Consider the following 20,246-nt stretch of genomic DNA (forward strand, 5'->3'; position numbering starts at 1 on the left):
GCGCGACCGGCCACGCACGGCCCGCAGCCGAGAACCTCCCGCGCCCCGCGGAGCGCCCGGCGGGGACTACTCGAGCAGCTCCGCGTACGAACCCATGGCGAGGGCTATGTCCGCCTGGGCCCAGAACCGGTGGTACGTGAAGGTGGGCGCGGCACCGCCCGCGAGATAGCTCTCGATCTTCGACCAGGCCGGGTCTTCCTGGTAGAAGGAGCGGATCGAGGAGAAGGTCGACGACGCGTCGATCCTGTCGCCGTTCGGCATGGTCCCGGTCCAGCCGCTGGGGACGTGCACCGGGTCGTCGAAGCGGTTGTAGTCGGCGCGGGTCTCCGGGACGGCGATGCCGAGCGCGTCCTGGTTGTTCTCCCACATGCCGTCGAGCAGCGCCTTGGCGGTCGCGGCCGCCTCCGTGTCGCCCGAGCGGTCGGCGTAGTACGTCAGGGTCTTGGCGTAGGCCGCGGCCACGCCCACGTCGTTGGTGTAGTCCGCGACGGTGACGTGCAGGTCGCCGTTGTCACCCGGCGAGGAGGCGTTCCAGGTGTCCGGCTTGCCCGACCACTTCAGCGTCGAGGGCATCAGGAAGCTGCCGTCCGGGTTGACCGTCGTCTCCGACAGCGCCCAGTCGACCCACTTGTCCAGGACCTCCTTGGCCCGCGCGTCGCCGCTCTGCTGGTAGTACTCGGCGACCCGCTCCATGGACCACGCCTGGAAGCCGAACCACTGGTTGGACGGCGGGTCGTGGTACACCGGCTTCTCGTCGTAGTACATGCCGTAGAACGTCGGCGTGCCGGCCGGCGGGGTCGCGTAGCGGCCCGCCCAGCTGTTGGTCGCGCCGCCCGCGATGGCCCCCTCGTCGGACTGGAGCCAGCGGTAGAACTCCACCTGGCGGTCGAGCGACTTGGCCCAGTCCGCGGCGCCCGTGGCCGACTTGGGTTTCAGGTCGTCGTAGGTGCTCAGCGCGTACGCGGCCAGCGGGTTCTGGTAGCCGCCGTGGGTGTGGCTGGAGCCGATGCGCCAGGCCCAGCCCGCCGAGGTGTCCACCGCGCCGCCCCAGGCGTAGTACCAGGACAGCAGGTAGTGCGAGGAGTCCTTGCCGGTGCCCGCCGGGCAGCTCGCCGGCCCCACGCAGTTGCCGACCTTCTTGAAGTACTTGTCGAACATGGCGTAGCGCAGGTAGTCGCCCATCTTGGCGGCCTTGTCGAGGGTGCCGGCGATCTCGTCGCCCTTGCCCTGCTCCTCGGCCCACTTGTCCGCCCAGTACGCGGCCTGCACGGCCCGCGCGTCGGCGTCCGGGGCGTTGGTGAACTTCCACTGCTTGGCGTAGGAGGCGTCACCCGTGAACAGGTCCAGGTAGCCGTTTTGGCCGCCGTACTTGAAGGCGTCGCAGGTCGGCTGCGGCACCGTCTCCCACACCGACTCCTGCGCACCGCGCTGGAAGGTGTTGATGTACGACGGTCCGGTGTCCGACGGGCCCGCCTCGCACTTGCCGGGCGAGTTGCCGTAGCCGTAGGTGTTGTCCACGTCCTGGAGCCAGTGCATGCCGTAGACGTCGTCCGTGCCGTACGTCGACCGCAGCTCGCCGGCGATGGGGTCCGGGCCGACGGAGACCGTGCCGTCCAGCTTCGCCGGGTACTCCTCGGGCGTGTCCAGCTCGGGGGCGTACGTGGCCGGCTTCGAGGCGTTGTAGGACGAGTTGGTCGGCTGGTCGGCGTGGGTGGGGATCATGTACGTCTCCATGATCTCCCAGGCGTTGTTGAACCTCTCCCAGTCGCCGGTCACCTTGCCGTACATGGCCTGGAGCCACAGCAGGTAGCTGTACGCCTCGGAGGTCGTCTCGTGGCCGTGGTCGGGCGCCTCGACGATCAGCGTCTCGACCGAGTGGTACGGGATGCCCTCCGGCGAGAAGTAGCCGTTCGCCGGGTCGGTGATCTTCCCGTACAGCTCCAGGAACCGGGCGTCGTAGTCCTTCGCCGCGGCCAGCTGGGTGACGGTGACCGCGGCCTTGCCGTGACCGGGTGCCGTCGACTCGAAGACCGCCGAGCCGGTGCCGGAGGCGTCGGCCGCGACGGTCACCTTCTGGGCGGTGTTCCAGTTCGACGGGGTGAAGGTGAGACTCGCCCCGCCGGTGACGGTCAGGCCGGTGTTGCCGCTCGCGCGGGCCGTCGTCACGGCGACGTTCGCGGCCGGCTGCTTGGACAGCTTGATCTCGTAGGTCCCCGACGTCCCCTGCTGGACGCCCAGTTGCGCCGGTGTGGCCACCACGGTCGGTCCCGAGGCGACCGTGATGCCGACCGGCGTCGAGTCCCCGGAGGCCCCCGTGCTGTCGTAGGCCTTCGCCACCAGAGAATGACTGCCCACGGTCAAGCCGGAGGCGGAGTACGTGTACGGCGAGCTGGTGTCGGTGCCCAGCAGCCGGGTGTCGTCGTAGAACTCCACCTTGCTGATCGTGGCACCGTCGGCGGCGGCCGCCGTGGCCGCCAGCGGGACCGCCTCGCCCTGCGAGTAGACCGCGCCGGGCGCCGGGCTCGTCAGTACGGTGATCGGCGGCTGGTGCGCGCCGGCGCAGGCGGTGCCGTTGACCGCGAAGCTCGTCGGCGCGGCGTTGGTGCCGCTGTAGGTGAACTGGCCGCCGGCGGTGACGGCCGAACCGGCCGCGACCCGGGCGTTGTACGGGGCGTTCTTCACGGTGACGGTCCGGCCCGACTGGGACCAGGTGCCGTTCCATCCGTTCGTCAGCTTCTGGTTGCCCGCGTAGGCGTACGTCAGGGTCCAGCCGTCGATGGCGTCGGAGCCCCGGTTGGTGAGCGTCAGCTCGGCGGTGAAGCCCGAGCCCCAGTCGTTGGTCCGGTAGTCCACGCTGCACTGAAGTGCCGCCGCCTGGGCCGGAGTCGAACCGGTGCCCAGCAGCGTGAGGGGTAACGCGAGGGCCGCCAGCGCGGCCGTCCACAGGCGCCGCGCGGTGCGGCGTCCGGGTCTGTGTCCGGGATACATGGTGCTGGTTCCTCCTTGCGCCTCGGGAGTGGGGGAGGAGCGACAAGCCTTGAACCAGTGGGAGCGCTCCCATAGTGAAGAGGGCACTGGAAGCGGTCAAGATGTGTGAACAGTCGAAAAGATTCGACAGTCGACGGCGGGAGAAAGTTGGTCACTCCTCTGTTCTTTGCCGTCACTTGGCGCTACCTTCGCTGAACCAGTGGGAGCGGTTCCATCAGTCGACGCGCCAGTCACGGCGCGCCTGAACTGCGAGGAGTCGCTCATGCGCCACCCCCCGCTCCACCTTCCGCGTTCAGGACTTATAGCCGCAGCCGCGGCCCGTCCCACGCGTCACCGGCCGGCTCGCCGGCCCGTACCGGCCCCGGGCGGTTCCACCGTGCCCGCGGACCGTTCCTGATCCTCCCCGAACCCGGCGGCACCCCCATGCCGTCCGGCAGCGGGCCGCGCCCGTGACGGCGCGCGGTCCCGGACGACAGCACCCGCACCCCCACGAAAGAAGGATTGCGCACTCATGACCCGTAGCAGAACCGCGATGCTCGCTGCCCTGACGCTGGTCGCCGGGGCGTCCGGCACGGCTCTCGCCGCCCACTCCGCGAGCGCCGGCGCGGCAGCCGTCCCCTGTACCGTCGACTACAAGGTGCAGAACGACTGGGGCAGCGGCTTCACCGCTGCCGTGACCGTCACCAACAACGGTGCGGCCACCTCCAGTTGGTCGCTCGGATGGACCTACGCCGGCAGCCAGAAGGTCACCAACAGCTGGAACGCGAAGGTCAGTCAGAGCGGCGCCGCCGTCACGGCGGCCAACGAGTCCTACAACGGCACGCTCTCCACCGGGGGTTCGGCGAGCTTCGGCTTCCAGGGCACCTACAGCGGCAGCAACGCCGTCCCGGCCACCTTCAAGCTCAACGGCGTGACCTGCAACGTCGACGACGGCGGTTCGACCGACCCGGACCCGACCGACCCGCCGGACCCCGGTGGCCCGTCCGACCGGGTGAACAACCCCTACGACGGTGCCAAGGTCTACGTGAACCCGGAGTGGTCCGAGAAGGCCGCCGCCGAACCCGGCGGCTCCCGCATCGCGAACCAGCCCACCGGTGTGTGGCTCGACCGGATCGCCGCGATCAACGGCGTGAACGGCGGCATGGGGCTGCGCGACCACCTCGACGAGGCGCTGACGCAGAAGGGCTCCGGCGAACTCGCCGTGCAGCTCGTCATCTACAACCTGCCCGGCCGCGACTGCGCGGCCCTCGCCTCCAACGGCGAGCTGGGCCCGACGGAGATCGACAAGTACAAGACGCAGTACATCGACCCGATCGCCGCGATCCTCGCCGACCCCAAGTACGCGGGCCTGCGGATCGTCACCACGGTCGAGATCGACTCGCTGCCCAACCTGGTGACCAACGTCTCCGGGCGGCCGACCGCCACGCCGAACTGCGACGTGATGAAGGCCAACGGCAACTACCAGAAGGGCGTCGGCTACGCCCTGAACAAGCTCGGCGACATCGACAACGTCTACAACTACGTCGACGCCGGCCACCACGGCTGGCTCGGGTGGGACAGCAACTTCGGCCCCTCCGCCGACATGTTCAAGACCGCCGCCACCACCGAGGGGGCGACCGTCGGCGACGTGCACGGTTTCATCGTCAACACCGCCAACTACAGCGCCCTGAAGGAGGAGAACTTCAAGATCACGGACTCGGTGAACGGAACCTCCGTCCGCCAGTCCAAGTGGGTCGACTGGAACCAGTACACCGACGAGCTGTCCTACGCCCAGGCCATGCGCGCCAAGCTGGTCTCGCTCGGCTTCGACCAGAACCTCGGCATGCTGATCGACACCTCCCGCAACGGCTGGGGCGGCACCGCCCGGCCCACCGGACCGGGTGCGACGACCAACGTGGACACCTACGTCAACGGCGGGCGCTACGACCGCCGCATCCACCTCGGCAACTGGTGCAACCAGGCCGGAGCCGGCCTCGGTGAACGCCCGAAGGCCTCTCCCGCCGCCGGGATCGACGCGTACGTCTGGATGAAGCCCCCGGGCGAGTCCGACGGCGCGAGCAAGGAGATCCCGAACGACGAGGGCAAGGGCTTCGACCGGATGTGCGACCCCACCTACGAGGGCAACGCGCGCAACGGCAACAGCATGTCGGGCGCCCTGGGCGACGCCCCGGTGTCCGGCCACTGGTTCTCCGCGCAGTTCCAGGAGCTGATGAAGAACGCGTACCCGCCCCTGTCCTGAGCGGACTCCGGCGTAGCTGACGCCACCCGGGCCCGGCCCTCCCCGGCCGGGCCCCGGTGGCACGCTTTTTGCGGTTGCGGCAAGGGAACTTGCCTCCCCGTGGTGCTCCGTCGCACGCTGGCGGCAACGCGAACGGGAGGCCGACCACCATGGCGCACGACCACGACCACGACCAGGATCACGACGATCACCGGCACCGACACGACCACCCCGGACACGCACACGGTCACGCCCACGACCACACGGACATCGACTGGGCCGCGATGGCCCCGCTCCTGGAGGCCCAGGCGGAGCTGTACACGCCGCTGTACCGGCAGGCCATGGCCTGGCTGGCGCGGGAGGTGACCGAGCCCGGCCTGGTCGTCGACGTCGGCAGCGGACCCGGCGTCGTCGCCTGTCTGTTCGCCGACGCCTTCCCCGGCGCCCGCGTGGTCGCCGCCGACGGCGCCGCACCGCTGCTGGAGCGGGCCCGCGACCGCGCCGCCCGGCTCGGCGTCGCCGACCGCTTCGGCACCCTCGCCGGCGACCTGCCCGGCGCCCTGGGCGAGCTGGAGTACCCGGCGGACCTGATCTGGGCGAGCCAGAGCCTGCACCACCTCGGCGACCAGCGGGCGGCCCTCGCCGCGCTCGCCGGGCACCTGGCGCCCGGCGGCACGCTGGCGGTCCTGGAGGGCGGACTCCCGGCCCGCTTCCTGCCCCGCGACCTCGGCATCGGGCGTCCCGGACTCCAGGCCCGGATGCACGCGGTCGAGGAGGACTTCTTCGCCGAGATGCGCGCCGACCTGCCCGGCAGCGTGGCCGAGACCGAGGACTGGGCCGCCCTGCTGACCGCGGCGGGCCTCAAGCACACCGGCACCCGCAGCTTCCTGCTGGACCTGCCCGCACCCCTCACCGACGAGGCACGCGCGTACGTCGTCACCTCCCTCACCCGGCTGCGGGACCGGATCGCGGACGGCCTCGACGCCGCCGACCGGGCCACGCTCGACCGGCTGCTCGACCCCGCGGACGAGGCGGGCGTGCACCGCAGGCCGGACGTGTTCGTGCTGCTGGCGCACACGGTGTACACGGCGGTACGCCCGGCCTGACGCGAAGGGGCCCGGCCGGTGACGGCCGGGCCCCTTCGCGCGGGCGGGTCATTCCGCGTTGAACTCCGCGGGGTCGGGGCCCAGCCGCCGGTCCTCGTTCAGGGCGCTGATCGCCGCGAGGTCCTCGTCGTCCAGGGCGAAGCCGAACACGTCGATGTTCTCCGCGATCCGCGACGGCGTCACGGACTTCGGGATCACCACGTTGCCGGTCTGGAGGTGCCAGCGCAGCACGACCTGGGCCGGGGTGCGGCCGTGCTTCTGGGCGATCGCGACGATCGCCGGGATCTCGAGGATGCCCTTGCCGGAGCCGAGCGGCGACCAGGCCTCGGTGGCGATGCCGTGCTCCGCGTGGAACGCGCGCAGGGCCTGCTGCTGGAGGTGGGGGTGCAGCTCGATCTGGTTGACGGCCGGAACGACCGACGTCTCGCCGATCAGCCGCTCCAGGTGCTCCGGCAGGAAGTTCGAGACGCCGATGGCCCGGACCCGGCCGTCGGCGTGCAGCTTCTCGAACGCCTTGTAGGTGTCGACGTACCGCTCCTTGGCGGGCATGGGCCAGTGGATCAGGTACAGGTCCACGTACTCCAGGCCGAGCTTCTCCAGCGAGGTGTCGAAGGCGCGGAGGGTGGAGTCGTACCCCTGGTCGGTGTTCCAGAGCTTGGTGGTGACGAAGAGATCCTCGCGGGCCACGCCGGAGGCGGCGATGGCCTTGCCGGTGCCCTCTTCGTTGCCGTAGATCGCCGCTGTGTCGATGCTGCGGTACCCGGCCTCCAGCGCCTGGGCGACGGCCGTCTCGGCCTCGTCGTCCGGCACCTGCCAGACGCCGAAGCCCAGCTGGGGCATCTCGACGCCGTTGTTCAGGGTGATCGGGGGGACCTTGCTGCTCACGAGCTCTTGATCCTTCGGTTGTGGTCAGGTGGTACGTCATATCGTCAACGATCACGGGCCGTGATGCATTCCTGACCGGCGAACTCAAGCCGTGTACAGCGCCTCGACCTCCACCTCGTAGGCCTTCTCGATGGCCTTGCGCTTCAGCTTCAGCGAGGGCGTCAGCAGGCCGTGCTCCTCGGTGAACGGCTGGGCCAGGATGCGGAAGGTGCGGATGGACTCGGCCTGCGACACCAGCGTGTTGGCGGCCACGACCGCGCGCCGCACCTCCGTCTCCAGGTCGGCGTCGTGCACCAGCTCGGCCGCGGCCATCCGGGGCTTGTTGCGCATCGCCAGCCAGTGGTCGACCGCCTCGGTGTCCAGGGTGATGAGGGCGGCGACGTAGGGGCGGTCGTTGCCGACGACGATGCACTGGTTGACCAGCGGATGGTCCCGCACGCGCTCCTCCAGCAGACCGGGGGAGACGCTCTTGCCGCCGGAGGTCACCAGGATCTCCTTCTTGCGGCCGGTGATGGTGAGGTAGCCGTCCTCGTCCAGCGCGCCCAGGTCGCCGGTGGCGAGCCAGCCGTCGTGCAGCGTCTCGTCGGTGGCCTTGGGGTTGTTGAGGTAGCCCTGGAAGACGTTGTCGCCGTTCAGCCAGATCTCGCCGTCGTCCGCGAGGTGCACGGTGACGCCCGGGACGGGCCGGCCCACCGTGCCGTAGCGGGTGCGCTCGGGCGGGTTGGCGGTGGCCGCCGCCGTGGACTCGGTCAGGCCGTAGCCCTCGTAGATCTGCACGCCGGCGCCCGCGAAGAACAGGCCGAGCCGCCGGTCCATCGCCGAGCCCCCCGACATGGCGTTGCGGATGCGTCCGCCCATCGCGGCCCGCACCTTGGCGTAGACGAGCTTGTCGAAGAGCTGGTGCTGCATGCGCAGGCCCGCCGACGGGCCGGGACCGATGCCCCAGGCCCTCGCCTCGACGGCCTCCGCGTACTTCACGGCCACCTCGACGGCCTTCTCGAAGGCGCCCGCCCTCCCCTCCTTCTCCGCCTTGCGCCGGGCCGCGTTGAACACCTTCTCGAAGATGTACGGCACGGCCAGGATGAAGGTCGGCCTGAAGGCGGCCAGGTCGGGCAGGAGGACGGCGGCGTTCAGCTGCGGCTGGTGGCCGAAGCGGACCCGGCCGCGGATCGCCGCGACCTCCACCATCCGGCCGAAGACGTGGGCCAGGGGCAGGAACAGCAGGGTCGCCGCCTCGTCGCCCTTCTTCGAGTGGAACACCGGCTCCCAGCGCTCGATGACCGTGTCGGCCTCGTACATGAAGTTGCCGTGCGTGAGGACGCAGCCCTTGGGGCGGCCCGTGGTGCCCGAGGTGTAGATGACGGTGGCGACCGTGTCGGGCGTGACCGCCTTGCGGTGCCGGTGCACCACCTCGTCGTCGAGGTGGGCCCCCGCGTCGTACAGCTCCTGGACGGCGCCGGAGTCCAGCTGCCACAGGCCGCGCAGGTGCGGCAGCCGGTCGATGACGGTGGCGATCGTCATCGCGTGGTCCTCGTGCTCCACGACCGCGGCCGTCACCTCGGCGTCGTACAGCATCCACAGGCACTGCTCGGCCGAGGAGGTCGGGTAGACCGGCACCACCTGGGCGCCGATCGTCCACAGGGCGAAGTCGAAGAGGGTCCACTCGTAGCGGGTGCGGGACATGATGGCGACCCGGTCGCCGAAGCGGATGCCCTGGGCGAGCAGCCCCTTGGCGAGGGCCAGCACCTCGTCGCGGAACGCGCCGGCGGTCACGTCCCGCCACTGCCCGGCCTCGTCCTTGCGGCCCAGCGCGATGTGGTGCGGATCGTCCTGCGCATGGTGGAAGACGGCGTCGGCCAGACCGCCCACGGGTGGTGCCGACGTCGAGGGAGGACTGGTGAACTCGCGCAAACCCCGCTCCCCGCTTCTGATGAGCCCCCGCACAGCGCGGTGAAAGCTACCCCACCCGGGACGGGGGCGGGAGGGGCGCCAGAAACGGACAGTGCTCATGTTCGTGCTGGTCAGCGAGAGGAAAAGCACGCACATGGGGAAGGGTCGGACACATTACTGACGGATGAGTAAGGTTCGGTGGCGTAATCTCCACCGAATCTGTACGCCCCGCTTACCGCCGGTACGGGGTCTCCGGGGCCGGTACGGGAAGGCGTCGCCGTTGCCGCGCCGGGACGGTCGGCCCGCCTATGCGAGCCCCGCGCGCCGAGGTCGTTGCAGCCGGTCGCCGCCCGTCAGGATCGCCGCCGCGAGGGCGTCCGCCGCGCCCTGCGCCGAGGGGTGGCGCCGGCCGTGCACGAGCACGAAGTCGACCCGGCCCAGCTCGGGCAGCCCGGCCCGGTCCGGCACCCGCACCAGGCCGGGCGGGACGAGTCCCTGTGAGTGCGCCATCACGCCGAGACCCGCGCGGGCGGCGGCGATCAGGCCGTTGAGGCTGCCGCTGGTGCACGCGATGCGCCAGGCTCGGCCCTGCCGCTGCAGGGCCTCCAGGGCGAGCGCCCGGGTGATGCCCGGCGGCGGGTAGACGATGAGCGGGACGGGACGGTCCGGGTCGAGACGCAGCCGCTCCGCACCGATCCACACCAGCCGGTCGCGCCGGACCGGCTCGCCCCGGGGGTCCTCGGGCCGCCGCTTGGCCAGCACCAGGTCGAGCTTCCCGGCGGCCAGCTGCTCGTGCAGCGTCCCCGACAGCTCCACCGTCAGCTCCAGGTCGACCTCGGGGTGCTCGTGCCGGAAGCCCTCCAGGATCTCCGGCAAGCGGGTCAGCACGAAGTCCTCCGACGCCCCGAACCGCAGCCGGCCGCGCAGCCGGGTGCCGGCGAAGAAGGCGGTCGCCTGCTCGTGCACCTCCAGAATGCGGCGCGCGAACCCCAGCATGGCCTCCCCGTCCTCCGTCAGCTCCACCGAATGGGTGTCGCGGCTGAACAGCAGCCGGCCGGTGGCGTCCTCCAGCCGCCGCACGTGCTGGCTCACGGTCGACTGGCGCAGCCCGAGCCGCCGGGCGGCCTGCGTGAAGCTCAGCGTCTGGGACACCGTCAGGAAGGTGCGCAGGTGAGAGGGGTCGTACATCCCTCCAGCCTATCGGCGATCGTGATGACAGTCAGAGCGGTGTACCGGATTCCCGATCGCCGGGCGGAGGAGCAGGATGGAGCGGGGACCCGTGACCCCTGTCCCGCCCCTCGGGCACCCGCGAACGAGCAAGTGGAGCACCGTGAAACGCCTGCGACGGCCGCGTCGGCCGCCGATCGACCCGTACGTCCTGCTGCTGCTCGGCACGGTGGGCCTCGCGGCGCTGCTGCCGGCCCGGGGCGCGGGCGCGGACGTGGCCTCCGGCGCCTCCACCGCGGCGATCGCGTTCCTCTTCTTCCTCTACGGCGCCCGGCTCTCCACCCGGGAGGCGATGGACGGCGTGCGGCACTGGCGACTCCACGTCACCGTGCTGGCGTGCACCTTCGTCGTCTTCCCGCTGCTCGGACTCGCCTCCCGCGGTCTGGTCCCGGTGCTCCTGACCGACCCCCTCCAGCAGGGCCTGCTCTTCCTCACCCTGGTCCCGTCGACCATCCAGTCGTCGATCGCCTTCACCTCCCTCGCCCGCGGCAACGTGCCCGCGGCGATCTGCGCCGGGTCCTTCTCCTCGCTGGTCGGCATCGTCGTCACACCGCTGCTGGCCGCCGCCCTGCTGGGCGGCGGGGGCGGGTTCTCCGCCGACTCGGTGGTGAAGATCGTGCTGCAACTGCTCGTGCCGTTCGTGGCCGGGCAGCTGCTGCGCCGCTGGATCGGGGGCTTCGTGTCCCGGCACAAGAAGGTGCTCGGGCTGGTCGACCGCGGCTCGATCCTGCTGGTCGTCTACACTGCGTTCAGCGCGGGCATGGTCCAGGGCATCTGGCACCAAGTCAGCCCGGCCCGGCTGGCCGGGCTGCTGGTCGTGGAGGCCGTGCTGCTCACCGTGATGCTGCTGCTGACCTGGTACGGGGCGAAGGCGCTGGGCTTCGGCCGGGCGGACCGGATCGCCGTCCAGTTCGCCGGATCGAAGAAGTCGCTCGCCGCCGGGCTGCCCATGGCGAGCGTCCTGTTCGGCGCCCAGGCCTCCCTGGCCGTGCTGCCGCTGATGCTCTTCCACCAGATGCAGCTGATGGTGTGCGCGGTCATCGCCAAGCGGCGCTCCCACGACCCGGAGGCGGTCGCCCCCGATGACGCGACCCCGGCGCGCACCACGGCCGGCAGCGGCAGCCGCTGAGTCGCCGCGCACCCCTCAGCCGGTCGCGTCCACCCGGTCCAGGGGCAGGTGCAGCACCGTGTTCCCGAGGGCCGAGGGCGGATCGCCATCGGCGATCTCCTCGTCGCTCAGGGCCCGGTCCCACACGCGCACCTCGTCGATCGCGCCGGTGAAACGCGCCCGGCCGTCCACCCGCTCCCCGATGTGCACGCCGAACGGCGAGTTCCGGCTGACCGAGCCCGGCACGTCCGCCGTGGCGCCGACCGCCGTACCGTCGACGAAGAGCGTCAGCCGCCCGCCGCCGCGACGCAGCGCCAGGTGGTGCCAGGCGCCGTCGTCGTACGCGCGGTCGGTGCGGACCCACGCCGAGCGCGGGGCGGCCCCGCCCGCACGGGTGGTGATCAGGCCCTGGACGCGGTCCTCGCCCGGCTCCGCCCGCAGCCACACCTGGGGCTGCGCGGTGCCGACCCCGCCCATCCACAGCAGCGGCTGCTCCCCGTCGGCCGCCGTGTACCGGAACCGCAGCGACGCGGTGAAGTCCCCCTCCCCGAGCGGAAGCCGCTCGTCGAACGGCAGCCGTACGGCGTCGTCGGCGCCGTCGAAGGCGAGCGCGCCGCCCACCGCTCCCTCCGTCACCCGCGCGCCGCCGGCGACGGCCGCCGGGGCGGCGCCCGGAGCGAGGTCGGGAGTGGTCGGGCCGGCGTCCCGGCGCGGCTGGAGCCAGTCCTCGGTGAAACGGGCGAAGCGGATCTCGTCGCGCGCGTCGACGGCTCCCGCCTCGTACAGCAGGCCCACCGTGCCGTCGTCGACGGCCACCATGCCGGAGTAGCCGGACCAGTCCCGGGTGACGACCGTGCCGTGGCCCACGCCCTCCCAGGTCGCGCCGCCGTCGTAGGAGGAGCGGACCGTCATCGTCCGGCGGCGGTCGGGGTCGGCGGGGGCGGACAGCAGCAGCCGGTCCTCCAGGCGGAGCACCGAGCCCTGCACCTGCGGCGTGTACAGGTCGGGCAGGGCCCGGAAGGGCCCGGCGAAGCTGTCGCCGCCGTCGAGGCTGACGGCCTGCGTGCGGTGGCCGAGGTCGGTGCCGTTCTCCTCGCGGCCGCTGACCAGCAGCGAGCCGTCGGCGCGTTCGGCGAGGGCGACCTCGGACGGCTTCTGCCGGAAGGTGCCGTCGGCGGCGACGGGCCAGGTGTCGGTGGCCCCCACCCTCCAGTGCTCGCCGCCGTCGTCGCTGACCACCAGCGCCGCGTGGTGGGCGGTGACCCTCCCCCGGCCTCCGGCCGGGGGGACCCCCATCTCGCTTCGCTCCCCGTCCCAGGTCTCGGCGTTGACGCCGACGACGAGCCGCCCCGGGTGGGCGCCGCCGCTGAGCTGGACGCCGTGCACGGGGCCGGTCGCGTACCAGGAGTTCCAGTCGGGCGGCAGGATGCCGGCGCTCAGGTCCCGGGGCGCGGACCAGGTGCGGCCGTCGTCGTCGCTGTACTGGAGGTGGGGCGTGCGGGCGCAGGGCACCGCGCAGCCGGCGGCATCCGTGCGGCCCGCGTTGTACGTCTCGATCAGCAGGACGCGGCCGGTGGCGCGGTCCACGACGGGGGCCGGGTTGCCGTGGGTGTCGCCGCCCCCGTCGTTGACCACCCGGAGGGGGCCCCAGGTGCGTCCGCCGTCGGTGGAGCGCTTGACGACGATGTCGATGTCGCCGGCGTCCCCGCAGTTCAGGACCCGGCCCTCGGCGAAGGCCAGCAGGGTGTCGTCCGTCGTGCGCACGATCGCCGGGATGCGGAAGCAGGCGTAGCCGCCCGGGTCCCGGCCCGCCTCGAAGAGGACCTGCTGCTCGAACCCGGCCGCCCCGCCCCCGTGTTCGGCGTGGGCCGGGAGCGGGGCGGCGGCCAGGGCGCACAGGGAGGCGAGGGCGAGCAGGGGGGAACGCGGACGCGCGCGGGGAGATGACGGCATGGATCGGTCTGCCCTTCGGGCGGCTGGTCGGGAGCCGGTCGTCAGGGCATCAGTAGAACAGGACGTACCGGGCCATCTCCGTCCCGTGTGATCACGCGCGTGTCGTGCGACGGCACGCCGACGGGCACGCGCGGCTCGGTCGAGACGGGGCCCCGGCGGCGCAGGGGGCGCTCCCCGCCGGCCGGGGCCCCGCCGCCGTGCCGCGGGGGAGAGGGTCAGCCCTGGGCGGCCGCGGCCCGCAGGGCGACGCGGTCCTCACCCGCGTACACGTTCATGGAGGTGCCGCGCAGGAAACCCACCAGGGTCAGCCCCGTCTCGGCGGCCAGGTCCACCGCCAGCGAGGACGGCGCCGACACCGCGGCCAGCACCGGGATGCCCGCCATCACGGCCTTCTGCGCCAGCTCGAAGGAGGCCCTGCCCGACACCAGCAGGACGGACCGGGACAGGGGCAGGTCGCCGTTCTGCAGGGCGCGGCCGACCAGTTTGTCGACGGCGTTGTGCCGGCCCACGTCCTCCCGTACGTCCACCAGCTCTCCGTCCTCGGTGAACAGGGCCGCCGCGTGCAGTCCGCCGGTCCGGTCGAAGACCCGCTGGGCGGCGCGCAGCCGGTCGGGCAGGCCGGCCAGCAGCTCCGGTGTGACGCGGACCGGGGGAGCGTCGGCGATCGGCCAGCGGGCCGTCGTGCGCACGGCGTCCAGGCTCGCCTTGCCGCACAGTCCGCACGACGAGGTCGTGTAGACGTTCCGCTCCAGGGTGATGTCGGGGATCGGCACGCCGGCGGCGGTCCGCACGTCGACGACGTTGTACGTGTTGACCCCGTCGGCCGTGGCGCCCGCGCAGTAGACGATGTTCTGGAGGTCCGCCTGCTCGGCGAGCACGCCCTCGCTGACCAGGAACCCGGCGGCCAGCGCGAAGTCGTCGCCCGGGGTGCGCATGGTGATCGCGAGGGGCTTGCCGTTCAGCCGGATCTCCAGTGGTTCCTCGGCGACGAGCGTGTCCGGGCGGGCGGAGACCGCCCCGTCCCGGATCCGGATCACCTTGCGTCGTTCCGTGACTCGTCCCATGTCCGTGCCCCTTGCCGGTCAGTCCCGGTTCTGTACGTGCTGGTAGCCGAAGCGGCCCTTGATGCACAGGTTGCCGTGGGTCACCGGGTTGTCGTGCGGCGAGGTGACCTTCACGATCTCATTGTCCTGCACGTGCAGGGTGAGGTTGCAGCCCACTCCGCAGTACGCACACACCGTCGTCGTCTCCGTCTGTCGTGTCTCGTCCCAGGTGCCCGCCGCACGCATGTCGAACTCCGACTTGAACGACAGGGCTCCCGTCGGGCACACCTCGACGCAGTTGCCGCAGTACACGCACGCCGAGTCGGTCAGCGGCGCGTCGTGCTCGACCGAGATCCGGGCGTCGAAGCCCCGGCCGGCGACGGAGATCGCGAAGCTGTTCTGCCACTGCTCCCCGCAGGCGTCCACGCACTTGTAGCAGAGGATGCACTTGCCGTAGTCGCGGACGTACAGGTCGTTGTCGATCCTGGGTTGCTCGTCGACGCGGGCCGCGGCCGGGCCGAAGCGGTCCGGCTCGGCCCCGTACTCCTTGATCCAGTCGGCCGCCCGGGGGGTCGTGGACAGGTCGACCGAGGAGGCGAGGAGTTCGAGGACGAGCCTGCGGCTGTGCCGGGCCCGCTCGGTGTCCGTCCGCACCACCATGCCGGGCTCCGCGCGGCGCGAGCAGGCGGGGGCCAGGGTCCGGGCTCCCTCGACCTCGACCACGCAGACCCGGCAGGCGTTCTTCGGGGTGAGCGTGTCGCCCTCGCACAGGGTCGGGACGTCCTTCCCGGCGGCCCGGCAGGCCTCCAGGATCGTCACCCCCTCGGGGACCCTGGCCTCCTGCCCGTCCAGGCTGAACTCCACCAGCCGGCGCGGCACTCCGAGCGGTATCGCGGTCATTCGTACGCCCCCAGACGGTCGATGGCGGATTCCACGGCGTTCCACGCGGTCTGCCCCAGACCGCATATCGAGGCGTCCCGCATCGCCCGGCCGACCTCCCGCAGCAGTGCGACGTCTCCGGCCGCGGCGGCGCCCGTGCGCTCCGCGATGCGGCGCAGCGCCTCCTCCTGGCGCACGGTCCCGACCCGGCAGGGCACGCACTGCCCGCACGACTCGTCACGGAAGAACTCCGCGATGCGCAACAGGACGCGGGGGAGCGGAACCGTGTCGTCGAAGGCCATCACCACTCCGGAGCCGAGGGTCGTGCCCGCCCGGCGGGTGTCCTCGAAGGTGAGCGGGAGGTCGAGTTCGTCGGGGCGTACGAAGCCGCCGGCGGCCCCGCCGAGCAGGACCGACCTGAGGCCGTCCCGGACACCGGCGAGCGCGAGCAGTTCGCCGAGGGTCGCCCCGAACGGCAGCTCGTAGACGCCGGGGCGGTCCACACTGCCCGACACGCAGAACAGCTTCGGGCCGGTGGAGGCCGGGGTGCCGATCGCCGCGTACGCCCGGGCGCCCAGGGTGAGGATCGGCAGGACGTTCACCAGTGTCTCGACGTTGTTCGCCACCGTGGGCTTGCCGAACAGGCCCTTCTCCACCGGGAACGGAGGCTTGGAGCGCGGCTCGCCCCGGTAGCCCTCGATGGAGTTGAACAGGGCCGTCTCCTCACCGCAGATGTAGGCACCCGCACCCCGCCGGATCTCGATGTCGAAGGCGTAGCCCCGGCCGAGGACGTCGTCGCCGAGCAGACCGCGGGCGCGGGCCTGCGTGACGGCGTGGGTGAGGCGGGCCAGGGCGCGCGGGTACTCGCCGCGCAGGTAGAGGTGGCCCTGGTGCGCGCCGGTCGCGTAGGCCGCGATCGTCATCGCCTCGACCAGCGCGTACGGGTCGCCCTCCATGAGCACGCGGTCCTTGAAGGTGCCCGGCTCGGACTCGTCGGCGTTGCAGACCAGGTGGTGGGGGTGGTCGGGCTGGGCGGCCGTCGCCTGCCACTTGCGGCCGGTGGGGAACGCGGCGCCGCCGCGGCCGAGCAGACCGGAGTCGGTGACCTCGCGGATCACGCCGGCCGGGCCCAGCTCGAAGGCGCGGCGCAGGGCCGCGTAACCGCCGCGGGCGCGGTAGTCGTCGAGGGAGGCGGGGTCGGTGGTGCCGACGCGCCGGAGGAGGACGAGGGCGGGGTCGCCGGCCTGGGGGACGGCGAGGGCGGGGGCGGGTTCGGGGGGCGCGGTCTCGGGGGCGGTGGCCGCGCTGACGGCGGCCTCGGGGGTCGCGGGGGCGGCGACGGCGGTGGCGTGGCGCCTGGCACGCCCCCGCCTCCCCTCCCCGGCCCCGGGGGCCGCGCCCCCGGTCACCCCCTGGCCCTGGACGGTCTCCTCGCCCGACGCCGGGCGGGCCGCCTCGCCCGCGCGCACGACCAGGGCCGCGGGTGCTCGTTCGCACAGGCCCAGGCACGGGGAGCGTTCGACCTGGACACCGCTCTCCGGGCCCAGCCGCGCCTCGACCGCCGCGCACAGCCCGGCCGCCCCCGCCGCCGTGCACGCCAGGTCGGTGCAGAGGTGGAGGACCGTGGCGGGGCGGGGGCGGACGGAGAACATGGCGTAGAAGGTGGCGACGCCGTACGCCTCCGCCGGGGGGACCGTCAGGCGCCGGCACACGTAGTGCAGGGCGCCCTCGCTGATCCAGCCGACCCGGTCGTTGACCGCGTGCAGGGCCGGCAGCAGCAGGTCGCGGCGGTCCCGGGCCGCGCGTCCCCCGCGCGCCCACCTGAGGTCGGCGGCCGCCCCGTCCCGGGCGGCGCCCTCCCAGGAGGACTCGGGCGGGCCGAGCAGGGCGTCGACGGCCTCGCGCTCCTCGTCCGTGGGCTTGCTGTCACCGAAGCGCAGGTCCACCGGTGCTCACCTTCTCGATCCGGATCGCCGAGGCCTTGAACTCCGCCGTCCCGGCGATCGGACAGGTGGCCTCGATGGTCAGCTGGTTGGTGTCGACCTCGTCGGGGAAGTGGAAGCTCATGAAGGCGAGCCCGGGTCGCAGGGCGGTGTCGACCCACACGGGCGCGACCAGCGACCCGCGGCGGGAGGACACCCGTACCTCCTCGCCGACCGCGACCCCGTAGTGCTCGGCGTCCTCGGGGCACAGTTCGAGCCACTCGCCGCGTCGCAGCGGCGACGGGTAACCGCCGCTCTGCACGCCCGTGTTGTAGGAGTCGAGCCGGCGGCCCGTGGTCAGCCGGATCGGGTACTCCTCGTCGGTGAGGTCCACCGGGGGGTCGTGCCGGACCAGGCCGAAGGGCGCGCGCGGACCACGCCGTTCCGGGTCCTCGGCCCACAGCCGGCCGTGCAGGTAGGTGGGCTCCAGCCGCTCGCCGCTCGGGCACGGCCACTGGATGCCCTGGTGCTCCTCCAGGCGCGCGTACGTCATCCCGTGGTGGTCCGGCGACAGGGAGCGCAGCTCGTTCCAGACGGCCTCGGCGTCGGCGTACTTCCAGTCGTGGCCGAGGCGGGTCGCGAGGTCGCAGAGGATGTCGATGTCCTCCCGGGCCTCGCCGGGCGGCGACACGGCCCTGCGGACGCGCTGGACGCGCCGCTCGCTGTTGGTGGTGGTGCCCTCGGTCTCCGCCCAGCCGGCGGTCGCCGGGAGGACCACGTCGGCCAGTTCGGCGGTCTTCGTCAGGAAGATGTCCTGCACGACGAGGAAGTCCAGGGCCCGCAGCCGGCGCACGGCCTGTTCGCTGTCCGCCTCGGACTGGGCCGGGTTCTCGCCGATGCAGTAGACGGCCCGCAGCGTGCCGTCGTCCATGGCCTCGAACATCTCCGTCAGGGTGAGGCCGTGCCGCGGCTGGATGACCGTGTCCCAGGCCGACTCGAACTTCGCCCGCACCTCCGGGTCGAGCACGTCCTGGAAGCCGGGCAGCCGGTTGGGGATCGCGCCCATGTCGCCGCCGCCCTGCACGTTGTTCTGGCCGCGCAGGGGCTGGAGCCCGGAGCCGTAGCGGCCGACGTGGCCGGTGAGCAGGGAGAGGTTGATCAGCGCCCGGACGTTGTCGGTGCCGTTGTGGTGCTCGGTGATGCCGAGGGTCCAGCAGAGCTGGGCGCGCTCCGCGCGGGCGTAGGCGTGCGCCAGGTCGCGGACGGCCGCCGCCGGGACGCCGGTCACCTTCTCCGCGAGGGAGAGGGTCCACGGCTCGACCAGGGCCTTGTACTCCTCGTAGCCCGTGGTCGCCCGGGCCACGAACGCCTCGTTGACGAGCCCCGCGTGGATGATCTCGCGGCCCACCGCGTGCGCCAGCGGGATGTCGGTGCCGACGTTCGGGCCGAGCCAGCTCTCCGCCCACTCGGCGGTGGAGGTGCGGCGGGGGTCGACGGCGTACATGCGGGCACCGGCCCGGATGCCCTTGAGGACGTGCTGGAAGAAGATGGGGTGCGCGAAGCGGGCGTTGGAGCCCCACATCACGATCACGTCGCTGTGCTCGATCTCCTCGTACGAGGAGGTGCCGCCGCCGGAGCCGAAGGCGGCGGACAGGCCGGCCACGCTCGGCGCGTGGCAGGTGCGGTTGCAGGAGTCGACGTTGTGGGTGCCCATGACGACCCGGGCGAACTTCTGCGCCACGTAGTTCATCTCGTTGGTCGCCCGGGCGCAGGAGAACATGCCGAACGCGTCGCGCCCGGCCGCCAGGCCCCGCGCGGTCCGGTCCAGGGCCTCGTCCCAGCTCGCCCGGCGGAACGGCTCGTCACGGGAGTCCCGGACCAGGGGGTGGGTGAGGCGGGTGTAGGTCTTCGGGTCGCGGGCGCGCCGCCTTCGGTCGCTCCGGTCCGGGTCACGTGGGCTCATGCGGCGCTCCTCAGCGCGAGCAGGTCCGACAGGGCGTGCACGGTGCGCAGGGTGGGCACCGGGACCCCGGTGATCGCCGCCAGCTCCACGACGGCCGCGAGCAGGACGTCGAGTTCCAGCGGCTTGCCCCGCTCCAGGTCCTGGAGCGTGGAGGTGCGGTGGTCGCCGACCTTCTCGGCGCCCGCGAGGCGGCGTTCGACGGAGACGCCGACCTCGCAGCCGAGGGCCTCGGCGACCGCCAGCGTCTCGGTCATCATGGTCTCGATGACCTGGCGGGTGCCGCCGTGCAGGCACATCTGCCGCATGGTGGCACGGGCCAGCGCGCTGATCGGGTTGAAGGAGATGTTGCCCAGCAGCTTCAGCCAGATGTCGTTGCGCAGGTCCGGCTCGACCGGGCACTTGAGGCCGCCCGCCCGCATCGCCTCGCCGAGCGCGAGGCACCGGGCGGAGACGCTCCGGTCGGGTTCGCCGAGGGAGAACCGGGTGCCTTCCACGTGCCGGACGACGCCCGGCCGTTCGAGTTCGGTGGCCGCGTAGACGACGCAGCCGACGGCCCGCTCGGGCGCGAGCACCGCACTGACCGCGCCGGCCGGGTCCACGCTGTCGAGGCGGCGCCCGTCGTACGGGCCGCCGTGCCGGTGGAAGTACCACCAGGGGATGCCGTTCTGGGCGGCCACGACCGCCGTGGTGCCGTGCAGCAGCGGCTCGATCAGCGGCCCGCACGCCGCGTACGAGTGGGCCTTCAGGCCCAGGAACACGTAGTCCACGGGGCCGACCTCGGCAGGGTCGTCCGTGGCGTGGGGACGCGCGGTGAAGTCCCCGCGCGGGCTGCGCACCCGTACGCCGTACTGCCGCATGGCCGCCAGGTGCGGTCCACGGGCGATGAGATGCACGTCGGCGCCCGCACGGTGGAGCGCGGCGCCGACGTAGGCGCCGATCGCCCCGGCGCCGAGAACTGCGACTTTCATGCGAGGGAGCTCCGTTCGGTCGAGGGATACCGAGGAACTGCCGACCATGTCGACGAAATATTGTCTACAGTATGGAAGTTGACCCAGCAAGGCTTT

Annotated in this window: 13 protein-coding genes; 3 read left to right on the forward strand and 10 right to left on the reverse strand. The window is 72.4% G+C overall.

Annotated elements, in window-relative coordinates:
- Window positions 1–66: 66 nt before the first annotated feature.
- On the reverse strand, window positions 67–2,988 hold the full coding sequence (locus ACGF5T_RS19470; protein ID WP_366766304.1) for a glycoside hydrolase family 48 protein: 2,922 nt from the start codon (window positions 2,986–2,988) through the stop codon (window positions 67–69).
- A 511-nt stretch (window positions 2,989–3,499) separates the two neighbouring features.
- Between ACGF5T_RS19470 and ACGF5T_RS19475 the strand changes: the two genes are divergently transcribed.
- Together ACGF5T_RS19475 and ACGF5T_RS19480 are read left to right on the forward strand one after the other, a co-directional pair.
- The gene (locus ACGF5T_RS19475; RefSeq protein ID WP_356612365.1) at window positions 3,500–5,227 is read left to right on the forward strand and encodes a glycoside hydrolase family 6 protein; all 1,728 of its coding nucleotides are present in this window, start codon (window positions 3,500–3,502) and stop codon (window positions 5,225–5,227) included.
- A 149-nt stretch (window positions 5,228–5,376) separates the two neighbouring features.
- Complete coding sequence (locus ACGF5T_RS19480) at window positions 5,377–6,312, forward strand: class I SAM-dependent methyltransferase (protein ID WP_366766303.1); 936 nt, start codon at window positions 5,377–5,379, stop codon at window positions 6,310–6,312.
- Window positions 6,313–6,360: 48 nt separating this feature from the next.
- Here ACGF5T_RS19480 and ACGF5T_RS19485 read toward each other — a convergent pair whose 3' ends face one another.
- From ACGF5T_RS19485 to ACGF5T_RS19495, 3 genes are all read right to left on the reverse strand, one after another.
- The gene (locus ACGF5T_RS19485; protein WP_356612361.1) at window positions 6,361–7,197 is read right to left on the reverse strand and encodes an aldo/keto reductase; all 837 of its coding nucleotides are present in this window, start codon (window positions 7,195–7,197) and stop codon (window positions 6,361–6,363) included.
- A gap of 84 nt (window positions 7,198–7,281) precedes the next feature.
- Window positions 7,282–9,108 carry an AMP-dependent synthetase/ligase gene (locus ACGF5T_RS19490; RefSeq protein WP_366766302.1) on the reverse strand — a complete coding sequence of 609 codons (1,827 nt, stop codon included), beginning with the start codon at window positions 9,106–9,108 and terminating at the stop codon, window positions 7,282–7,284.
- 285 nt (window positions 9,109–9,393) lie between these two features.
- Entirely contained in the window at window positions 9,394–10,275 is an 882-nt protein-coding gene (locus ACGF5T_RS19495) for a LysR substrate-binding domain-containing protein (protein WP_356612357.1), read from the reverse strand.
- Window positions 10,276–10,417: 142 nt separating this feature from the next.
- On the opposite strand from ACGF5T_RS19495, the gene ACGF5T_RS19500 reads away from it, so the two are divergent.
- A complete protein-coding gene (locus tag ACGF5T_RS19500; RefSeq protein ID WP_356612355.1) occupies window positions 10,418–11,443 on the forward strand; it encodes a bile acid:sodium symporter family protein in 1,026 nt (341 codons plus the stop codon).
- Between the two features lie 15 nt (window positions 11,444–11,458).
- On the opposite strand, the gene ACGF5T_RS19505 is transcribed toward ACGF5T_RS19500, so the two are convergent.
- The 6 genes from ACGF5T_RS19505 to ACGF5T_RS19530 all read right to left on the reverse strand — a co-directional run bounded on the left by ACGF5T_RS19505 (window position 11,459) and on the right by ACGF5T_RS19530 (window position 20,150).
- Window positions 11,459–13,375 carry an exo-alpha-sialidase gene (locus ACGF5T_RS19505; RefSeq protein ID WP_366766300.1) on the reverse strand — a complete coding sequence of 639 codons (1,917 nt, stop codon included), beginning with the start codon at window positions 13,373–13,375 and terminating at the stop codon, window positions 11,459–11,461.
- A 215-nt stretch (window positions 13,376–13,590) separates the two neighbouring features.
- Window positions 13,591–14,439 carry a formate dehydrogenase accessory sulfurtransferase FdhD gene (gene fdhD, locus ACGF5T_RS19510; protein WP_366766299.1) on the reverse strand — a complete coding sequence of 283 codons (849 nt, stop codon included), beginning with the start codon at window positions 14,437–14,439 and terminating at the stop codon, window positions 13,591–13,593.
- Window positions 14,440–14,457: 18 nt separating this feature from the next.
- A complete protein-coding gene (locus ACGF5T_RS19515) occupies window positions 14,458–15,318 on the reverse strand; it encodes a 2Fe-2S iron-sulfur cluster-binding protein (protein ID WP_366766298.1) in 861 nt (286 codons plus the stop codon).
- Window positions 15,315–17,243, reverse strand: a complete 1,929-nt coding sequence (locus tag ACGF5T_RS19520; protein WP_366766297.1) for an NAD(P)H-dependent oxidoreductase subunit E — start codon at window positions 17,241–17,243, stop codon at window positions 15,315–15,317. Before ACGF5T_RS19520 ends, ACGF5T_RS19515 begins: the two co-directional genes overlap by 4 nt.
- The gene (locus tag ACGF5T_RS19525; RefSeq protein WP_361009940.1) at window positions 17,224–19,182 is read right to left on the reverse strand and encodes a molybdopterin-dependent oxidoreductase; all 1,959 of its coding nucleotides are present in this window, start codon (window positions 19,180–19,182) and stop codon (window positions 17,224–17,226) included. The genes ACGF5T_RS19520 and ACGF5T_RS19525 overlap by 20 nt, the downstream gene beginning before the upstream one ends.
- Window positions 19,179–20,150, reverse strand: a complete 972-nt coding sequence (locus ACGF5T_RS19530; protein ID WP_366766296.1) for a 2-dehydropantoate 2-reductase — start codon at window positions 20,148–20,150, stop codon at window positions 19,179–19,181. Before ACGF5T_RS19530 ends, ACGF5T_RS19525 begins: the two co-directional genes overlap by 4 nt.
- Between the last annotated feature and the right edge of the window lie 96 nt (window positions 20,151–20,246).

Origin of the sequence: Streptomyces sp. NPDC047853 (assembly GCF_043204535.1) — a bacterium.
Taxonomy (GTDB): Bacteria; Actinomycetota; Actinomycetes; order Streptomycetales; family Streptomycetaceae; genus Streptomyces.

What these genes read in the sequence shown, in the direction of transcription:
- ACGF5T_RS19530 (WP_366766296.1), bottom strand. Translation starts at nt 20,150, where the DNA reads ATGAAAGTCGCAGTTCTCGGCGCCGGGGCGATCGGCGCCTACGTCGGC.
- ACGF5T_RS19525 (WP_361009940.1), bottom strand. Translation starts at nt 19,182, where the DNA reads ATGAGCCCACGTGACCCGGACCGGAGCGACCGAAGGCGGCGCGCCCGC.
- fdhD (WP_366766299.1), bottom strand. Translation starts at nt 14,439, where the DNA reads ATGGGACGAGTCACGGAACGACGCAAGGTGATCCGGATCCGGGACGGG.
- ACGF5T_RS19505 (WP_366766300.1), bottom strand. Translation starts at nt 13,375, where the DNA reads ATGCCGTCATCTCCCCGCGCGCGTCCGCGTTCCCCCCTGCTCGCCCTC.
- ACGF5T_RS19495 (WP_356612357.1), bottom strand. Translation starts at nt 10,275, where the DNA reads ATGTACGACCCCTCTCACCTGCGCACCTTCCTGACGGTGTCCCAGACG.
- ACGF5T_RS19470 (WP_366766304.1), bottom strand. Translation starts at nt 2,988, where the DNA reads ATGTATCCCGGACACAGACCCGGACGCCGCACCGCGCGGCGCCTGTGG.
- ACGF5T_RS19475 (WP_356612365.1), top strand. Translation starts at nt 3,500, where the DNA reads ATGACCCGTAGCAGAACCGCGATGCTCGCTGCCCTGACGCTGGTCGCC.
- ACGF5T_RS19515 (WP_366766298.1), bottom strand. Translation starts at nt 15,318, where the DNA reads ATGACCGCGATACCGCTCGGAGTGCCGCGCCGGCTGGTGGAGTTCAGC.
- ACGF5T_RS19480 (WP_366766303.1), top strand. Translation starts at nt 5,377, where the DNA reads ATGGCGCACGACCACGACCACGACCAGGATCACGACGATCACCGGCAC.